The 16,972-nt window shown below is 37.5% G+C and carries 18 protein-coding genes; 12 read left to right on the forward strand and 6 right to left on the reverse strand.

What is annotated here, in order from left to right:
* Positions 1-47: 47 nt before the first annotated feature.
* The 5 genes from OU989_RS02245 to OU989_RS02265 all read left to right on the forward strand — a co-directional run bounded on the left by OU989_RS02245 (position 48) and on the right by OU989_RS02265 (position 2,988).
* On the forward strand, positions 48-725 hold the full coding sequence (locus OU989_RS02245; protein WP_274795495.1) for a uracil-DNA glycosylase: 678 nt from the start codon (positions 48-50) through the stop codon (positions 723-725).
* A gap of 75 nt (positions 726-800) precedes the next feature.
* A complete protein-coding gene (locus OU989_RS02250; RefSeq protein WP_274797261.1) occupies positions 801-977 on the forward strand; it encodes a uracil-DNA glycosylase in 177 nt (58 codons plus the stop codon).
* Positions 977-1,243, forward strand: a complete 267-nt coding sequence (locus OU989_RS02255) for a YwdI family protein (RefSeq protein ID WP_274795496.1) — start codon at positions 977-979, stop codon at positions 1,241-1,243. The genes OU989_RS02250 and OU989_RS02255 overlap by 1 nt, the downstream gene beginning before the upstream one ends.
* Before the next feature lie 27 nt (positions 1,244-1,270).
* Positions 1,271-1,651 (forward strand): DUF423 domain-containing protein, encoded by a 381-nt coding sequence (locus OU989_RS02260; RefSeq protein WP_274795497.1) that lies wholly within the window; start codon positions 1,271-1,273, stop codon positions 1,649-1,651.
* Positions 1,652-1,803: 152 nt separating this feature from the next.
* A complete protein-coding gene (locus OU989_RS02265; protein ID WP_274795498.1) occupies positions 1,804-2,988 on the forward strand; it encodes a M20 family metallopeptidase in 1,185 nt (394 codons plus the stop codon).
* A gap of 76 nt (positions 2,989-3,064) precedes the next feature.
* Here OU989_RS02265 and gerQ read toward each other — a convergent pair whose 3' ends face one another.
* Both gerQ and OU989_RS02275 read right to left on the reverse strand, forming a co-directional pair.
* Positions 3,065-3,400 carry a spore coat protein GerQ gene (gene gerQ, locus OU989_RS02270; RefSeq protein WP_004227629.1) on the reverse strand — a complete coding sequence of 112 codons (336 nt, stop codon included), beginning with the start codon at positions 3,398-3,400 and terminating at the stop codon, positions 3,065-3,067.
* Between the two features lie 22 nt (positions 3,401-3,422).
* Positions 3,423-3,848 (reverse strand): cell wall hydrolase, encoded by a 426-nt coding sequence (locus OU989_RS02275; protein ID WP_274795499.1) that lies wholly within the window; start codon positions 3,846-3,848, stop codon positions 3,423-3,425.
* A 241-nt stretch (positions 3,849-4,089) separates the two neighbouring features.
* Here OU989_RS02275 and OU989_RS02280 point away from each other — a divergent pair, with 241 nt between their 5' ends.
* Together OU989_RS02280 and OU989_RS02285 are read left to right on the forward strand one after the other, a co-directional pair.
* The gene (locus tag OU989_RS02280; protein ID WP_197278966.1) at positions 4,090-4,260 is read left to right on the forward strand and encodes a hypothetical protein; all 171 of its coding nucleotides are present in this window, start codon (positions 4,090-4,092) and stop codon (positions 4,258-4,260) included.
* Between the two features lie 216 nt (positions 4,261-4,476).
* Positions 4,477-4,659 carry a hypothetical protein gene (locus OU989_RS02285; protein ID WP_274795500.1) on the forward strand — a complete coding sequence of 61 codons (183 nt, stop codon included), beginning with the start codon at positions 4,477-4,479 and terminating at the stop codon, positions 4,657-4,659.
* A 41-nt stretch (positions 4,660-4,700) separates the two neighbouring features.
* On the opposite strand, the gene hemQ is transcribed toward OU989_RS02285, so the two are convergent.
* The gene (gene hemQ / locus OU989_RS02290) at positions 4,701-5,450 is read right to left on the reverse strand and encodes a hydrogen peroxide-dependent heme synthase (protein WP_274795501.1); all 750 of its coding nucleotides are present in this window, start codon (positions 5,448-5,450) and stop codon (positions 4,701-4,703) included.
* Between the two features lie 155 nt (positions 5,451-5,605).
* On the opposite strand from hemQ, the gene OU989_RS02295 reads away from it, so the two are divergent.
* Positions 5,606-6,442, forward strand: a complete 837-nt coding sequence (locus OU989_RS02295) for an octanoyl-[GcvH]:protein N-octanoyltransferase (protein WP_274795502.1) — start codon at positions 5,606-5,608, stop codon at positions 6,440-6,442.
* A 34-nt stretch (positions 6,443-6,476) separates the two neighbouring features.
* Here the strand turns inward: OU989_RS02295 and OU989_RS02300 are convergent, their stop codons facing one another.
* Positions 6,477-7,127: an RsfA family transcriptional regulator gene (locus OU989_RS02300; protein ID WP_274795503.1), complete on the reverse strand. Its 651-nt coding sequence runs from the start codon at positions 7,125-7,127 to the stop codon at positions 6,477-6,479.
* Between the two features lie 236 nt (positions 7,128-7,363).
* Here OU989_RS02300 and OU989_RS02305 point away from each other — a divergent pair, with 236 nt between their 5' ends.
* The 3 genes from OU989_RS02305 to OU989_RS02315 all read left to right on the forward strand — a co-directional run bounded on the left by OU989_RS02305 (position 7,364) and on the right by OU989_RS02315 (position 15,114).
* A complete protein-coding gene (locus OU989_RS02305; RefSeq protein ID WP_049667962.1) occupies positions 7,364-7,588 on the forward strand; it encodes a YuzB family protein in 225 nt (74 codons plus the stop codon).
* Positions 7,589-7,798: 210 nt separating this feature from the next.
* The gene (locus tag OU989_RS02310) at positions 7,799-9,103 is read left to right on the forward strand and encodes an HD domain-containing protein (protein ID WP_274795504.1); all 1,305 of its coding nucleotides are present in this window, start codon (positions 7,799-7,801) and stop codon (positions 9,101-9,103) included.
* A 461-nt stretch (positions 9,104-9,564) separates the two neighbouring features.
* Positions 9,565-15,114: a collagen binding domain-containing protein gene (locus tag OU989_RS02315; protein ID WP_274795505.1), complete on the forward strand. Its 5,550-nt coding sequence runs from the start codon at positions 9,565-9,567 to the stop codon at positions 15,112-15,114.
* A 46-nt stretch (positions 15,115-15,160) separates the two neighbouring features.
* Here the strand turns inward: OU989_RS02315 and OU989_RS02320 are convergent, their stop codons facing one another.
* Positions 15,161-15,823 carry a class A sortase gene (locus OU989_RS02320; protein WP_274795506.1) on the reverse strand — a complete coding sequence of 221 codons (663 nt, stop codon included), beginning with the start codon at positions 15,821-15,823 and terminating at the stop codon, positions 15,161-15,163.
* 77 nt (positions 15,824-15,900) lie between these two features.
* Positions 15,901-16,086: a 2-hydroxymuconate tautomerase gene (locus tag OU989_RS02325; protein ID WP_004231516.1), complete on the reverse strand. Its 186-nt coding sequence runs from the start codon at positions 16,084-16,086 to the stop codon at positions 15,901-15,903.
* A 167-nt stretch (positions 16,087-16,253) separates the two neighbouring features.
* Here OU989_RS02325 and OU989_RS02330 point away from each other — a divergent pair, with 167 nt between their 5' ends.
* The gene (locus tag OU989_RS02330) at positions 16,254-16,772 is read left to right on the forward strand and encodes a YwhD family protein (RefSeq protein ID WP_274795507.1); all 519 of its coding nucleotides are present in this window, start codon (positions 16,254-16,256) and stop codon (positions 16,770-16,772) included.
* The last annotated feature ends 200 nt before the right edge of the window (positions 16,773-16,972 follow it).

The following is a 16,972-nucleotide window of genomic DNA, read 5'->3' on the forward strand; positions in this document are numbered from 1 at the left end:
ATTAATTTTTTGTACCGTTGTAAGAAGAGAAAGGGGCTTAATGGACGATGAAACAAGTATTCCCGAATGATTGGCAAGAAATACTCGCTAAAGAGATGGAAAAACCATACTATCAACAACTACGCCAGTTTATAGCAAATGAATATTCCACACAAACTATTTATCCACCAATGGATGATGTAATGAATGCATTTTATACAACAGCTTACCATGATGTAAAGGTAGTGATTTTAGGACAAGATCCTTATCATGGTCCAAATCAAGCACATGGCTTAAGCTTTTCAGTTAAGCCAGGTATTCCGCATCCACCTAGCTTACGAAACATGTTTCAAGAGCTACAAGATGATATTGGCTGTCCTATTCCTAAAAATGGAACATTAACAAAATGGGCAGAGCAAGGTGTCATGCTTTTAAATACGGTTCTTACGGTGCGAGCGGGACAGGCACATTCTCATAAAGATCAAGGGTGGGAGCAATTTACCGATGCAGTAATTGATCAATTGGCAGCTAGGGAAGAACCACTTATTTTTGTACTTTGGGGTAAACCAGCACAGCGAAAAAAACAGCTGATACGAAAATATAAAACACCTCATGCCATCCTCGAGGCGCCACATCCGAGCCCTCTAAGTGCATACCGAGGATTTTTTGGAAGTAAACCATATTCAACAATTAACCAGCAATTAGAGGAGTGGGGCAAGCAACCCATTGATTGGTGTTTAGCATAGATTGGCACAAATCGTTTGCTTTATACCCTCTACAAATCATGATACAGTTATTATAGAAGAAAGTGAGGGACGATGATGAAGGTGAATTGTTTTAAGTGTCAGTTCTTTAAAGTAACCTGGGACCCACAAACCCCACGAGCTTGTGCAGCATATGGCTTTAAAACAAAGCAAATACCATCCGTTGTCGTTAAACAATCCTCAGGTATGGATTGTTTGAAATTTGTACCAAAAGTAGAAAGTGGGAGAATGTAATGATTCCTTATCAAGCCGTTATACAACAACTTGAAAAACAATTATCTGGTGCAAAAAATGCAGGGAATGATCAACAAATTCGCGAAGCTCTTATAGCCATTCGAGCATTATGTGATGTGGTGTTAGATTCTCCAAGTGATACCGCATCAATCACACCTCCTAAGCATTTACCACAAATGCTTGTGGCAGAGTCAAAACCATCAACTTTATATACTTCAAAGATTGAAGAAGATGGAGCAAATGGTGATTCCATTTTTGATTTTTAATCCATTTTAAAGGTAGGGTAACGAGAAATGAAAAGATTTATCGTGTCAGGTGCTCTTCACGGCCTATTAGCAGTGGCATTTGGTGCATTCGGTGCACATGCGTTAAAGGAAGTTTTAGATGAATATAGTCGAGGTATTTGGGAAACCGCAGTCCAATATCAAATGTTTCATGCTACGGGCTTGCTAGTTATTGGCCTACTAATGAGCTCTAAACTATTTGGTGAAGTGAAACAATTAAATGTGGCAGGTATTTTCTTTAACCTTGGGATTGTTTTCTTTTCAGGTAGCTTATATGTATTAGCAATAAGTGGTATAAAAGTGTTGGGTGCCATTACACCGATTGGTGGCGTCCTATTTTTAATAGGATGGTTACTCATTATTTTATCTGCTCTAAAACATGCTCGCTAATAAATTATGTCTCTCTTGCACTATGTGTAGGAGAGTTTTCTTTGTTATAAACAATTACTCTCAATGTAAATCGTATTCATTTAACAAGTTATTATAGTACACTACTATTACTTGTAATATTTTGAAAATATAAAAAGTGAGGTTGTGGAAGCATGGAAAAGCTATTTACATTCATAGATCGTTACTATGATGAGATGGTAGGAATTCGTCGGCACTTACACGAATACCCTGAATTATCCTTTGAGGAAGAGAAGACGCCAGCTTATATAGCTGCTTTTCATAGAGAATTGGGCCATGAGGTTCGTGAAGGTGTAGGGGGGCGTGGTGTAGTAGCCATATTACACGGTAATAAACCTGGCAAAACAGTAGCATTGCGAGCTGATTTTGACGCTTTAGCTATACAAGAGGAAAATGATGTTCCCTATAAATCTAAAGTACCTGGAATAATGCATGCTTGTGGGCATGATGGTCATACAGCCACATTGCTCGGGTTAGCTAAGGCACTTAATGCGATGAAGGACGACATAGCAGGCAATGTAGTTTTTATTCATCAGCATGCTGAAGAAGTGGCACCAGGTGGAGCAAAGCCAATGATAGAGGACGGATGTTTAGATGGGGTAGATGTTATTTTTGGTACACATCTATGGGCACCTACACCATTAGGAGAAATTTTAGTGAAAGATGGCGCAATTATGGCTGCCGCTGATAAAGTAGAAATTGCGATCCAAGGAAAGGGTGGTCATGGTGCAGAGCCACATCACTCCATTGATGCTGTAACCCTTGCCTCACAATTTGTCATTAATGCTCAACAGCTTGTTTCAAGACGTATTGATCCATTAAAATCAGCTGTGTTAACAATCGGTCATTTCGAGGCAATTAATCCGTTTAATGTTATTGCTGACCGAGTGGTACTGGCGGGAACAATTCGTACATTTGAAGAAGAGGTGCGGACACAAATAGAGCGAGAGCTAGAAGCAGTATTGAATGCAACTTGCCTTGCATTCGGGGCAAGCTATGAGTATCGCTACTCAAGAGGCTATCCACCTGTTTATAATCATCAGAAAGAAACCGATTTCGTGACTGAGCTAGCTTCAACTGTACCAGGTGTAGCGCACGTAAGAACATGTCCACCGTTTATGGTTGGGGAGGATTTTGCTTATTATTTAGAAAAAGTACCGGGTACATTCTTCTTCACCGGTGCTAAAAAGCCAGAGTGGGAAACGGCCTATCCTCATCATCATGCCCGCTTTGATTTTGATGAACGTGCCATGCTGATTGCTGCAAAAACTTTAGGTAAAGCAACATTAGCGTATTTAAAAGGAAATGAAATCGAGTAAACGATAAAAAATCCGCATACGCTCATTGACCATTTGTCAGTGAGCGTATTGCGGATTTTTACACTAGAAAATACAATTATGGATTCTGATTAAAATAAGCCATTTCTTCATCATACTCAGCGAAATCAAAATAAATCATAGGGAATAGGAAACGATGATTGGATTTAAGTTCACGGATAATGACATGATCCCGTCCAGCGGCTTCAACTACACCACGCACAGTTTTTGTGTTTTTTCCCTGTTCTACTGCATGCTCAAAAGAAAAATGGAAGGTAGCTGGTTTTCCTCGATTCAATCTTAAAATATTTTCTATATAGGACTCTTCGCGACCAGGTGGTCTTCCGCTTGGAAGTGTCACTGGAGGAGGAGTCATTTGTTGTTGCGTTGTTGGTGTCCAATAATAAGGCATCATCAATTATCGACCTACTTTCTTTTTAAATTTGAGGACAATCTTGTTCAGTTGGCGAGAAAAAGCAATGAGATTTGAATCTGCCAGTATTCCACTGGCCATACCATTGTGCAGGACATTCACCTGCAGGCATGAAAAACCATAAGGAGCGGGTCGCTGGATGAAATCGTTCGCCTTGAATCACCCGTTTTGCTAACCGAATATCTTGATCACGTGCTCGTTGATAAAAATAACTTTTTTGAGTCGCTTCAAAGCCTCCTGGACGTTGATAAACCATCTGCTCAATTGTTCGAATATCACCAAAGTCTAAACAATCACCCCTTACACGATTAACACCAACATTCCCAACCATTAACATGCCTAGCTCTCCTTCACCTTCTGCTTCGGCACGCATAAGTCTTGCTAGTAGGGCTGTTTGTGCATCATTCGTCTTGATAACAGCGATTTTCATACCTCCTCGCAGACAGTATATGCACGAGGGTATTGTAGACATGTTCAATTTTGATAAGAAAGACAATCACACATCAAAGTTAGTATGCATATAGTAGTAATAACGACAAATGCCCATAAATTAATTTATAATCCTACAAGTTCCATAGTTTTTTAGATAAAACGGGTAAATAGAAAAAGATAGAAATAGGGGAACGTGAAATGAATTGCATGTGTATTCCATACATGTGAGGTGATGGGTAATGGAAATTGGGGTTTGGTTCGGGATTTTATTAAGTGCAGTATTAGCCTTTCTACTAGGAGAGTTTTATGGACAGCCACTCCATTGGTACCTCTTTATATTAATTATTGTGATTGGCTTTTTTATTCAAACGGTTATTTTAATTTTAAAGGTAAAGGATGAAAGCTCTTAAGGAAGTATGTGGAGGTTAAAATCTACTGGATAAGAAAGTGTCATCGTAGAGGGATGGCGCTTTTTTATCTTGGATCTGGCGAAGCGTTATAAGAATATATCCTCAAAAAAGATGAATCTTGCCTAGACGTAAAACTTTTACGTAGCAAGTATAGTAACTATTAACCGAGACATACTAAAGATGAAATAATATATGCATTTATGAAGGAGCGTATCCATGCGTATTTTTAGTATGTTTGTAGCCATTATTATCAGTGCTTTTTTGGCAGTAGCAATAGCAGAATACTACAATCAACCATATAATGGGTATTTGATTTTTCTGATGATTCTTACTGGATTTTTTATTCATATCATTATTTTAATATTTGAATCCGAGAATGCTGAAGAAAACGAAATTTAAAAATGCGAGTCCATAGCAGGGACTCGCATTTTTAATTGGTATTAAACAGTTAAGAATTTAACCAGTTTATCTTTATCCAGTAGGTTTCCGACGAAGAATTCACCGAACTCGCCGTAGCGTGCAGATACTTCATCGAAGCGCATTTCATATACTAATTTTTTGAATTGTAGCACATCATCAGCAAATAATGTTACGCCCCATTCGTGATCATCAAAGCCCACAGAACCTGTAATAATTTGCTTAACTTTACCAGCATAGCCTCGGCCAATCATTCCGTGAGAACGCATTAATGATTTACGCTCATCCATTGATAGCATGTACCAGTTATCGTTCCCTTGACGGCGTTTATCCATCGGGTAGAAGCATACATATTTAGCACGTGGAAGTTCAGGATATAAACGTGCACGTACATGTGGATTTTGGTACGGATCTTCATTTGATTCGCCGGCTAAATAGTTAGAAAGCTCCACAACAGATACATAAGAGTATGTAGGAATTGTAAAATCAGCTATCGCTAATTTATTAAATTCTGCTTCAAGCTCTTGTAGCTCATCCATTGTTTCACGCAATGTCATAATCATAAAGTCAGCTTTTTGGCCAACGATTGCATAAAATGCATGTGCACCTGTTTTTGCGATATCAGCTTCGTTTAGCTTTTCTAAATAAGCAATAAATTCTTCTACTGCTGCCTGACGTTCTTCAGCAGAAACAAGTTTCCAAGAAGCCCAGTCGATTGAGCGGAAGTCATGTAAAGCATACCAACCATCTAATGTAATTGCTGCTTCATTCATTATTGAAAACACTCCTTTATAAGTGAATACCATTCAAAAATTAGTTTATCATAGTTTGTACAAAATCCCTAAATTCATGATAGTAGTTCACGAATTTGACACCAACAAGAGATAATGTATGCTAAGAGAAGAGATGTAGATAGAGGAGTACCAATATGAAAAGTATGTTACAACAGCCAATTTGGCGTTTTTATGATCAATCGATTAGTGCAAAGCAAAGATCACCGTTAGAATCATTTGCTACAGATGATACGTTGTGTCAATTAGTTGGACAATTAACTTCGCCGCCAACAATTCGTACCTGGGTTCATGAGGCTTCGGTTGTACTTGGTATTCAAGATCATCGTTTACCTTATGTTCAACAAGGTATGGAATTACTAGAGTCTAGAGGCTATCATCCTATCGTTCGTAACTCGGGTGGATTAGCGGTGGTGCTAGATGAAGGAGTTCTCAATATTTCTATTATATTGTCTGAACAAACTCAGTCACTTAGCATTAATGATGGCTATGATGTAATGGTAGATCTTGTGCAGGGGGTGTTCCCAGAAGTAGCTACTAAAATTGAGGCTTATGAAATAGTAGGCTCTTATTGTCCAGGATCTTATGATTTAAGTATTGAAGGGAAAAAGTTTGCAGGTATTTCACAAAGACGTCTACGCCAAGGAGTAGCTGTTCAAATCTATTTATGTATTGAAGGAAGCGGCTCACAACGTGCTGCACTTATTCGTGACTTTTATGAGGAAAGTTTGCAACAGGCAGAGACAAAGTTTGTGTATCCTCAAATTGTGCCTGAAGTCATGGCTTCGCTTTCAGAACTTGTCGATCCAAATTTAACAGTAGAGGCGGTTGTCATTCGTCTTCAGCAACTACTTCATCATTTAGCTGAGGAAGTTCGTCCTCAATCTTTCGATAATGAGGAATTAAAGCTATACGGTTTTTATTTACAGCGTGTTTTCGAGCGCAATGCCAAAATGCTTGAACGAAAGTCATAGACTCATTATATGAAACATAAAAAAGGCGATGCTGCTAATTAAGCGCATCGCCATTTTCTGATTGATAAATAGAGCTGCTTGTTACAAGGTTGCCGTTTTTCTCCATTTTGAAAACAGGCGCAATTCGCTCTTCCTCTTCATCTAATGTAACAAGTCGTCTAGCGCGATTCATAATTTGAACAAATTGCTCGTAATCCTTGCGAATCGCTCGATTTTCTTCTTCTAGTTTTGTAATAGTTTTCTCTAGCTTTTTATTTTTCTCAGATGTTACATGTACAAGCTGTCTCCATTTTGAAGATTCATTTCCTACTTCACCAGAATGCTGTAAACGTAGTAAATAGGCTATAACAATATCAAGAGAAAGAGCAGATAGTGGAATTGATTTTCCTTCTGCTGCACTACTATTTACTGTAAACATACTAGAAGCACGTCGTCTTGCTGGTGCTCCCAACACTCGCATTCTCTCTTTTCTTTCCTTCTTTGCTTCTGCTAATTGTTCCTCGTATTCTTTACGAACAACCGCATTCCAACGAAAACCACAGGCTGCAGCAGTACGGTTCAATGCATCACCAGCTTCTTCAAAGGCATTGAGCTGTGTGCTACCTTCCGTTACATGTCGAATAACCGCCTCTGCTAATAATTCATCGTTTTCTTTTAACCAAGCATCTTGTCTTACTTTACTCATTTTTTAAATCCTCCCACCTTTATTGGTAACTTGTTATTTAAGACTAGCATGACCAATCTTTTAACCTTTTATTCATCTATGTAGAAGGAAATATGCTTGAATAGAAGGGGAAAAATGCGATACAATACCCGATGTAGGTTTGTACGTATGCTGCATACTTAAATATGTGAAGGTCATGCGTTCAATAGAGCGATATTTTTGTTTAAAAATACTATATAGAAAGGGTTGTTGACAAAATGGCAAACGAATTTAAAGTTTGCGATGAATGTCAGGCCGTTAACTTAAAAACGTTAATTCCAAAATTAAAGGAAATCGATCCTGATGCAACCATCGAAATAGGCTGTCATTCTTACTGTGGTCCAGGACGCAAAAAAACATTTACCTTTGTAAATAGCCGACCTGTTGCTGCCTTAACAGAAGAAGAACTTATGGAAAAGGTTTTAGCAAAATTAAAGAAATAAGTAAAACATCATGCTATCTCTACTTGTTAGGGATAGCTTTTGTTTTTGTTTATTTTTAGATGGCTATAAATATTAGACCAATAGAACTTGGGGTAAATTGGATTATAGCTGAAAAAGGTTGTTAGTATCTATAGAAAAAAGGTAATAAGTATGCTAGTCCTAGATTTATCGCATATAATAGAACTATAACAAAATGGGGGTGCTATCCAAATGACATATGCAGACGCTAAATTGCAAGAAGAGAAAGTATTTAAAGACCCTGTTCACCGGTATGTACATGTTCGAGATCAGGTGATATGGGATTTAGTGGGTACAAGAGAATTTCAGCGTTTACGCAGAATTCGTCAGTTAGGTACCACATTTTTAGTATTTCATGGAGCGGAACACAGTCGCTTTAGCCATTCTCTTGGTGTTTACGAAATTGTCCGACGTATTGTAGACGATATTTTCGTGGGTCGCCCTGATTGGGATGAAGGTGAGCGACTATTAGTATTATGTGCAGCCCTTTTACATGATTTAGGACATGGACCATTTTCACATGCCTTTGAAAATGTCTTTGAGCTGGATCATGAATACTATACAAGGCAAATACTATTGGGCGATACGGAAGTAAATGCAGTATTAAAAAAAGTAGCAGATGATTTTCCTGAAAAGGTCTCGCAAGTAATTGAAAAGACATATCCAAATAAGCAAGTGATCAGTTTAATCTCAAGTCAAATCGATGCGGATCGTATGGATTACTTGCAGCGCGATGCTTATTTTACAGGTGTTAGCTATGGTCACTTTGATATGGAGCGGATTTTAAGAGTAATGCGCCCACGTAAAAACCAAGTGGTAATAAAAGCAACAGGTATGCATGCAGTGGAAGATTATATTATGAGTCGCTATCAGATGTATTTACAAATTTATTTCCACCCAGTGTCCCGTAGCGCAGAAGTGATTTTAAATAATATTCTTAAACGAGTAAAACAATTAAGCTTAGCAGGTTATACATTTAAGCATGAACCTACACACTTTCTAGCATTTTTCCGTAATGCTATCACACTAGAGGATTATCTTGCGTTAGACGAGAGTATACTTTTTACATATTTTCAGCTATGGATGCAAGAGGATGATGCTATTCTAAGTGATTTAAGTCGCCGCTTTGTTAACCGTAAGCTATTTCAGTACATTGATTTAGACCCTGGAGTCGAGTTAGATAAATATCAAAAACTCCAAGAGCTTTTCAAACAGGCTGACTTGAACCCAGATTATTATCTTGTGCACGATACAACGGCAGATTTGCCATATGATTTTTACAGACCTGGAGAAGAAGAAGTACGAGTACCGATATTCTTAGAAATGAAAAATGGTGAGCTACGGGAGCTTTCGCGAGAATCGATTATAGTTGATTCTATTTCAGGACGTATGAAGCGAGATCATAAAATCTATTTTCCATTAGATTTTTTAGAGGATACTACTACACATTCCATTGTAAAAGAAGAAATACTAGCCTTGTTGAAAGGTCAAAAATAAAAATTAAATGTATAAAAATTTGTATATAAAAAAAATTTTCTGAATTATTGTGAAGAAACAGTAAAAGAACTCAATTTGAGTTTTCTTTTACTGTTTTTATTTATGTATAAATATAAATCAAATGGAAAATATTTAATTTTTCATAAGTAAATAAGCCTTAATTGTTTAGAATTTGTTCAGTTATCACTAATACAATATAATTCTATAATCCTAGGGGTGGTGAAGAATGTCGATTATGTGAATCTAAAGTAATGGGCGATAACATAATTATTTATATTATATTCTTGGATAATCGTTATTGCCTATTTAATGTGCTTTTTTGCAAGGTAATCAACTTTGACGACAATCAAAATGAAGAAAAGAGGGATCGACCTATTGTTTGTAGCAATGAATATTAAAAGAATGCCTACGTCGTCAGCAAACACACAGGTATCTCTCTGAACTTAGAAAAGGAGAGAAGCATGAAAAACTTAAAAAAACTAAACATAGCAATAATTTTATTGCTACTCGTATTCCAAACAGTACTTTCGCCGATTTCAGTGTTTGCAGATGAGGGTAATGACATACGGCCAATAGAAAATACGAATACAGGTAGCGGTACTAGTGAAGAGTCAGAACTGACTAATGAAGCTGAACCGGTAGAACAACCAACAGAAACACCAGCAGTACCAGAAGGAGATGCTAGTACTGATAATGGAGCAGAGTCAACAGAACCATCACAACCAAGTAACGAAGAAGTGGGGAATGATTCTGAACCAGTTGTACCAGACGAAGAAGGTGCTACTGAGACTGGAGAGGATACAGATACTGAAACGGATGAAACAGATGAGGCAGTAACTCCAGAGGAAGAGCAGCTTGAGGAGCCTATGCAAGCTGATACACCGATGCCACTTGCATTTACACCTGAATCTATGCAAGCTGATATTAGCATGTCGTTTAAGAATTTAATACTAAATGGTACACCAATTCGAGATGCTACTGATTTAGCAAACTATTCAGGACCAAAGCCGAGAAAAGGTGATCAGGTAACTTTAAATTATAGCTTTGCAGTAGATCCAACAAAGAACTATGGAGTAGGCTCTACATTTACATTCCAACTCCCGGCCAATATGATTGAAGAATTCACATCAGGCTCTTTCAATGTTGCAAGAACAACAGAATATGCGAGCTATCATTCAACATATGACAGTGCAACAAAGACGGTAACAGTTTTCCTAGATAGTGATATTGAAGAGGCGCAAGCTGGGAATATTACTTTTGACTTCGTAGCTAAATTTGGTAATTTTGCTGATGAAGAGGAGCTTGAGCAAACACTAATTATTCCAATTGAAGGTGGAACAACAGTTAACTTACCATTTGAATTTGCACCGTTAGGTAACGGAGATTTACTGAAAAAAAGTGCCGCTGCAATTAAACGTGATGCAAATGGTAAAGTGACAATTCCATGGACAGTTTGGGTAAATACAGGTGGAGAAAAACTGAATGGGGCAAGTTTAAATGATGTACCAGATATTAAACATGCATTAACAGGAGATATTACAGTTGAGCGCTATAAAGTAGGCTTAAATGGTTTTAATCCAAATAGTCCCGGTACACCTGAGACGATATTAGAAACTGCATTTCCTATTAATTTAACAGATGGGAATTATGCATACAAAGTAACATACAATACTGTCGTAACAGCTGATCCAACAGATTCAAGCATGACGTATAAGAATACAGCTACATTGATAGGAACTAATATTCCAACAACGACAGCGGATGGCACTCAAACTGTGCAGTATGGTCCTAGCTTAGATAAAGCAAGAACTGGTGATAAATATAGGTCAGAATGGACAATTAAGTACAATTGGCTTGGTCAAAAAATTCCTGCAGCTCAAGCTATATTAACAGATACATTAACAACTTCTTCTGATACTACAGGAAAACATAAAATTGACTACACAAGCTTTAAAGTATATCGTGTGACGCTATCAAATGATGGTCAAACTGAACAATCTGCTACACTTCTAACAAAAGGCAAAGATTATACTTTAACAGAAGATGATTATGATTTTAAAATAGATTTTGACAGTCCATCAAACACTACAGGACCAAACGGTGAAGTAACATCAGCATTTAAAATTGTTTATAATACAGAGTTAGAAGATGAGTTTGTAACAGATGCCAATCAAGGTACGGTTACAAATACTGTCACAAGAGGAGATGGTGGATCAGATATAGCCACTGTTGATCTTACACCAGAAATCTTTAATAAATCACGTGGCAAAATTGACTATGAAACGAAAACAATTGATTGGACTTTAACAATTAAGGCTGAGAAAAACTTGGATAACCTTGTTATTGAAGACGACTTTACAACCACAAATAAACCTGGAGACACATTAAAGCATACATTGACGCAATGGAGCGACTCAACATTTTATAATGTGACAGGCGCAGGCTCTTTAGATTATGCTATTACAGATAAAAGCGGCAATGCTCCAGCAGCAGGTAATGAAGGCTTTAAAGTAACATTTTCGAATACGATTCCAGCAGGAAGTACAATTACTATTAACTACAAAACAAAGTTTGATATTAAGCCAAATGGTAATGTAGCAACTATGTATCGTAATCTAGCAGAAGTTACTTGGGATGGTGTAGAAAGTACTGGTAATCAAGCTAGTAGAACAGCAGACTATTCACCTAACCAAGATTCTCCAACAAATAATAATGGTTATAAGAAGGTAAAGGTAAATAACAATACACAGGAATTTGCTTGGCGTGTAGGTATTAATATTAATAAACAAGATATTGATAGAGCTACATTAACGGATACATTAGGTGCAGGTCACTATATCCCTGTTCCAAATGGTGAAACATTAAAAGAGCAAATCACAATTACAAGATTGAATTTAACAACAGAAGAAGGTACAACAACTGGTCAGCCACAGTTGGATTCATCTAAATGGACTGTTTCCGAAACAGTAATGGATGGTAAAGTAACAGGCTTTGTTATTACATTTTCAGGACTAGATGCAAGTGAAAACAATGAAGCATATTTAGTAGAGTATACAACAAAAGATGCTGATGATATTTATGGACAAAGTAGTGGCAATGCAAGTCAATATACAAATAGTGCAGTGTTGGATACGCCACATAATGGTAATTACACATATAATGCAATAGCGACAATTAGTAATCATGCAAATGAATTAATTACAAAATCAGCAGCTCCTCGTCCAGCAGCAGATATTATCGAATGGACAGTAACAGTTAATGCTTCTAACTCTAAGCTTGGAAATATTGTATTAACAGATAAACCTTCTGCTAATCAAAAAGTATTAACAAATTCATTTAAAAAGCAAGAAATTAAGTTGAATGAAAAAGGTGATTTAGTAACTGGAAATACTATTACTATCAATGAAAATGAGATTGTTATAAATCCAGATGGCAGCTTTAGCCTTGACTTAGGAGAGCTAAACGATAAAGGTTATATTGTTACGTATTCAACTTTCTTTATGGGCGATGGCAACACTGGAGAAACTATAAGTAACGTGGCTTCTATTGGCTATGCAGGAGCTTCAGCAGCAGGCACAACTGACCAGGATGGAGATTCAAAACTCTTTAAGTATAGTTCATCGGATTCAACTGCTTCAGCTACTAGAGGTACTATTCAACTGAACAAGTTTAAAGTAAATCCTTTATCAGGAGTGCGAGAAGTATTTGAAGGCGTAACATTTGAGTTATGGAATAAAAATAATACAGTTAAGCTTGCTGAAGGTGTAACGGATGCTAATGGTAGGGTAGCATTCGAGCAAGTACGCTATGGTAAATATACTTTAAGAGAAGTGACACCAACAGGCTATGAAGAGATTCAGCCATTTGAAGTCACGATGAACGCACAATTCGATATTTTAGTTGGTGGAGAACCATATGTTGTTGAAAATATCGAAAGTGTTACTGATCCAAATGCGTGTCCTAAATTTACAATTACAGTGAACGATGCAAATGGTAATCCAATTAGCTCAGGTAAAGACATCAAATTATTGAATAGCAACGGCATAGAAATAGCTCAAGGCTCAACGGATGCAAATGGGCAATTCACAGTGAAACGACCTGACACAGGTGGTTCAGAAAAAGCTGTACAGGCGGGATTATATACTGTAGAAGTAAAGAACGGAGCAGATAGTATTGTTTTAGAAAATGCAGAGATTACTGTGAAGTATGGGGATGATTGTAAGGCTGAGGTACAGCAAGCAAAAGCTTGTCCATCAGTAACAATTACAATTAACGATGAAAATAACAGTCCACGTCCAAATGTAACAGTAACTGTAAAAGATTCGAACAATACTATACTCGCTACAGAAACAACAGATAGTGATGGCAAATTTATATTACCATCTACAACATCAGCAGGTACGTATAAAGTATATGAAGGTAAACAATATTTAGGCACAGTAACAATTGATTATACAACTGGCTGTGAGGTTGAATTAACAATAGCTAGAGCGTGTGAAACATTTACATTAACAATTAATGATGTGGATGGTAAGCCGCGGGAAAATGTAGCTATAGAGATTGTTGACAAACAAAATTCTAATAAAGCATTCACTGGTAAAACGGATGTAGATGGAGAAGTAGTATTTGTTAACCTTCCACCTACAGGTCTTCCGCCAGCTGAGTATGAAGTGTATGAAAATGGTAAAAAGATTGATGAGTTTGCAGTTGATACAAACTGTGCCCATACAATCCAACCAGCACCAGCGTGTCCGCAGTTTACTGTAGAGCTAAAAGATGATAACGATGTATTAGTGCCAGCTAGTCAAAGCGTAGTCATTAAGGGCAAATCAGGTAACATCATTCCAACAAGTATAGATGTAGATGGACGCATTACATTTGTTTCACAAGATGTGCCAGCAGGTGTGTATGATGTGTTTGATAACAAAGTTTACTTAGGTGAAATTGAAGTATCCTATAAACAATCTTGTCAAACAGAGTTACAAATTGCGCCAGCATGTCCAGATTTCACATTAACAATTAACAATGCATATGGGCAGCCACGTGCAGGTGTAAAAGTTACAATTGCAGGTGAAGATGGGATTGCTGTAGAGGAAAATGGTTCAACAGAATTTACAACAGATAGCCAAGGCCAAATTGTTATTAGCAATTCAATTATCAAGCCAGGCAAGTATATTGTAAAAGAGAATGGTGAAACAATTATTGGTACAATTACAGTAGGTAATACATGTGAGGCTACAATTCAGCCATCACGACCAGTTACACCTCCAGATCCAGTTGAACCAGGAAACCCAGGTCCAAATAACCCGGTAGATCCGAATAAACCAGATCCAAATAACCCGGTGGATCCGAATAAACCAGATCCAAATAACCCGGTAGATCCGAATAAACCAGATCCAAATAACCCGGTAGATCCGAATAAACCAGATCCAAATAACCCGGTAGATCCGAATAAACCAAATCCAAGTAACCCGGTAGATCCGAATAAACCAGATCCAAATAACCCGGTAGATCCGAATAAACCAAATCCAAATAACCCGGTAGATCCGAATAACCCAGATCCAAGTAACCCGGTAGATCCGAATAAACCAGATCCAAATAACCCGGTAGATCCAAATAAACCAGATCCAAGTAAGCCATCAAATCCAACACCAGGACCAGACAATCCATCTCCTTCTGATAAGGGGGATGTAACTGTACAGGATGTGATTAATCAAGGTCAGCAATTACCAGGCTTTGATCCATCAAATGCAACAAAGCAAACATTAAAGGCTTATCAAGACTTCCTTAACAATTATAATAAGCTATCAAAAGAAGATCAGTCTAAAGTAGCTCAAGCTATTGATATTAATAAAATTAAAGCAGATGCAGAGCGTTTAGAATCATTGCTAAATTCAAAAGGTAAATTACCACAAACAGATGGAGCAGATCAAACACCGTTTATATTTGTTGGCTTGATTCTTGTTATTGGTGCGTTATTGTTAATGCGTCGCCGCCAAACAAAGGCATAATTAAAATTAATAATAAAAAGCGCCTCCAATTTGGAAGGCGCTTTTATTAGGGCTGAAGGATATCCTGTGCATCTTCTATAGGATAGCTTTGCACAAAGTCTGCCTGTATAGCTAGTCGCTTCGTTCCTTTCTCTGCACAAGTAATCAATGTTAGTAATGTTTGGTCAGGAAGGTCGTCAATAATATAAATATCTGTTGCAGCAATCACTTTTTTGGTTGCCAATTTATATTCATACACATCTGTCATATCTGTTACATAAATGATGTCGCCAACTTGTGCTTGATAGAGTGGGCTAAATAGAATATCCTTATTCTCGAAATAATGACCTGCTAACGCATAGTTTCCTTGTCCAAGCTGCTGATCAGGCTTCAGTGTACCAGCCCCAGCGGCAAGGACAGCGTTGCCAACGCCCTTTAAAATAGGAAGCTGCATCTGTACATTTGGCACGATAATACTGCCTATTACAGGCATATTGCTAGCCTTTATTTGCGCTTGGAGCACCTCTGCAATAGAAAGTGATTGTACATTGTCAAACTCAAAATCTGCATGTGCTTGATTGTTTTTTTCAATATCCGTTGCACTATAATCGGCTGTATTTAATTGATCACTTAAACGGTCAATAATTGCATTTTGAATGGGCTGAATAAAAATAAGTAATAGACCAATAATCAGTATTAAAATAAGTAAGATTCGTTTGTAGTGCTTCAATCTATCACATCCTGACATTGAAATAACAAAATCTCTATAAAAAAGGGTAGAGTGTTACTTGCTCTACCCAGTTTTTCTTATTTATCACTAAAACGTACGCCTGCAACGCCGTAATGGTTTTTAGACATTTCTTCGATAAAAACTGTTACATTTTCTGCAGGTGCATTTACCGTGCGAGAAACGGCCTCTGTTACTTCTTTGACAAGAGCACGTTTTTGTTCCTCTGTACGACCTTCAAGCATTTTCACTGTTACGTATGGCATAATATTGCCTCCTTTATAGAATAATGTTGTATAGTTAGTTTATAAGAAAGTATAAACTTCTTACTTGCGTTGAGGCATACGCGCAATGTTGAAAATAGCGTATAGTATGACAAAATAATGCGTCGATATGCTTTCCTTTATAATAGCAGAATGGAGGATATTTAAGTATGGCAAATGAAGAAAAACCAAAACAAAAAATGGGTTTTACCATTATAAAAAATGATCCAACAGATGGACATAAAGGGTTTGGAATTGGTTCACTTTCACTAGAGAATGTATCGCCCGTGATAATTGATGTAGAAGAGGGGACGGCTTCTGTTGAGATTGGTGCGATGCATGCACGTAGTGATGTAGAACGAGGTATTAAATTTACGGTAGATCGCGCTGATTCAGAGGGTGGAAAACCGTATTGGCTAGTATGGGTGACTATCGATCATAAAGAGGATGGGCCATACTATGCAGGTGTAACTGCTTGTGAAATGGTTGTTAATCGCGAAAAGCGTCGTGGTTATAAAATTTTAGCTGACCATGTAAACAAAATGGATAAATCCATGAAGCGTCAAATTATTGTAGAGCATATGGATGCACCGTCTAAAAAAGTATTGGCTACTTTCCTAGAGCAACTTAATCCTGAATTATGGAAACGTAGTGAGGAGCAATTGCGTCAAGACTTATTTGTTGAATAGTCCAACAATGATTGAACAATCTGTGACATTTTGCAATCGCTTTCGATATTAGGTTGAAAGTGGGTTTGAAACAAAGTACACTTGATGCAGAGCTTACATTTTAGTAAGCTAGGACACTTGGTATCGCGAATGTGATGAGCGCTATGCGGCATTTGAACAACCCAAACCCAAGCCAAATGCCCCATGATGCTCATACTTCG

The organism is Lysinibacillus irui, assembly GCF_028877475.1.
GTDB classification, from domain to species: domain Bacteria; phylum Bacillota; class Bacilli; order Bacillales_A; family Planococcaceae; genus Lysinibacillus; species Lysinibacillus irui.

Coding starts and splice junctions, on each gene's coding strand:
- OU989_RS02325 (WP_004231516.1), bottom strand. CDS start 16,086: ATGCCATACGTAACAGTGAAAATGCTTGAAGGTCGTACAGAGGAACAA.
- OU989_RS02260 (WP_274795497.1), top strand. CDS start 1,271: ATGAAAAGATTTATCGTGTCAGGTGCTCTTCACGGCCTATTAGCAGTG.
- OU989_RS02300 (WP_274795503.1), bottom strand. CDS start 7,127: ATGAGTAAAGTAAGACAAGATGCTTGGTTAAAAGAAAACGATGAATTA.
- OU989_RS02245 (WP_274795495.1), top strand. CDS start 48: ATGAAACAAGTATTCCCGAATGATTGGCAAGAAATACTCGCTAAAGAG.
- gerQ (WP_004227629.1), bottom strand. CDS start 3,400: ATGATGCCTTATTATTGGACACCAACAACGCAACAACAAATGACTCCT.
- OU989_RS02305 (WP_049667962.1), top strand. CDS start 7,364: ATGGCAAACGAATTTAAAGTTTGCGATGAATGTCAGGCCGTTAACTTA.
- OU989_RS02330 (WP_274795507.1), top strand. CDS start 16,254: ATGGCAAATGAAGAAAAACCAAAACAAAAAATGGGTTTTACCATTATA.
- OU989_RS02265 (WP_274795498.1), top strand. CDS start 1,804: ATGGAAAAGCTATTTACATTCATAGATCGTTACTATGATGAGATGGTA.
- OU989_RS02255 (WP_274795496.1), top strand. CDS start 977: ATGATTCCTTATCAAGCCGTTATACAACAACTTGAAAAACAATTATCT.
- OU989_RS02275 (WP_274795499.1), bottom strand. CDS start 3,848: ATGAAAATCGCTGTTATCAAGACGAATGATGCACAAACAGCCCTACTA.
- hemQ (WP_274795501.1), bottom strand. CDS start 5,450: ATGAATGAAGCAGCAATTACATTAGATGGTTGGTATGCTTTACATGAC.
- OU989_RS02315 (WP_274795505.1), top strand. CDS start 9,565: ATGAAAAACTTAAAAAAACTAAACATAGCAATAATTTTATTGCTACTC.
- OU989_RS02280 (WP_197278966.1), top strand. CDS start 4,090: ATGGAAATTGGGGTTTGGTTCGGGATTTTATTAAGTGCAGTATTAGCC.
- OU989_RS02310 (WP_274795504.1), top strand. CDS start 7,799: ATGACATATGCAGACGCTAAATTGCAAGAAGAGAAAGTATTTAAAGAC.
- OU989_RS02250 (WP_274797261.1), top strand. CDS start 801: ATGAAGGTGAATTGTTTTAAGTGTCAGTTCTTTAAAGTAACCTGGGAC.
- OU989_RS02285 (WP_274795500.1), top strand. CDS start 4,477: ATGCGTATTTTTAGTATGTTTGTAGCCATTATTATCAGTGCTTTTTTG.
- OU989_RS02295 (WP_274795502.1), top strand. CDS start 5,606: ATGAAAAGTATGTTACAACAGCCAATTTGGCGTTTTTATGATCAATCG.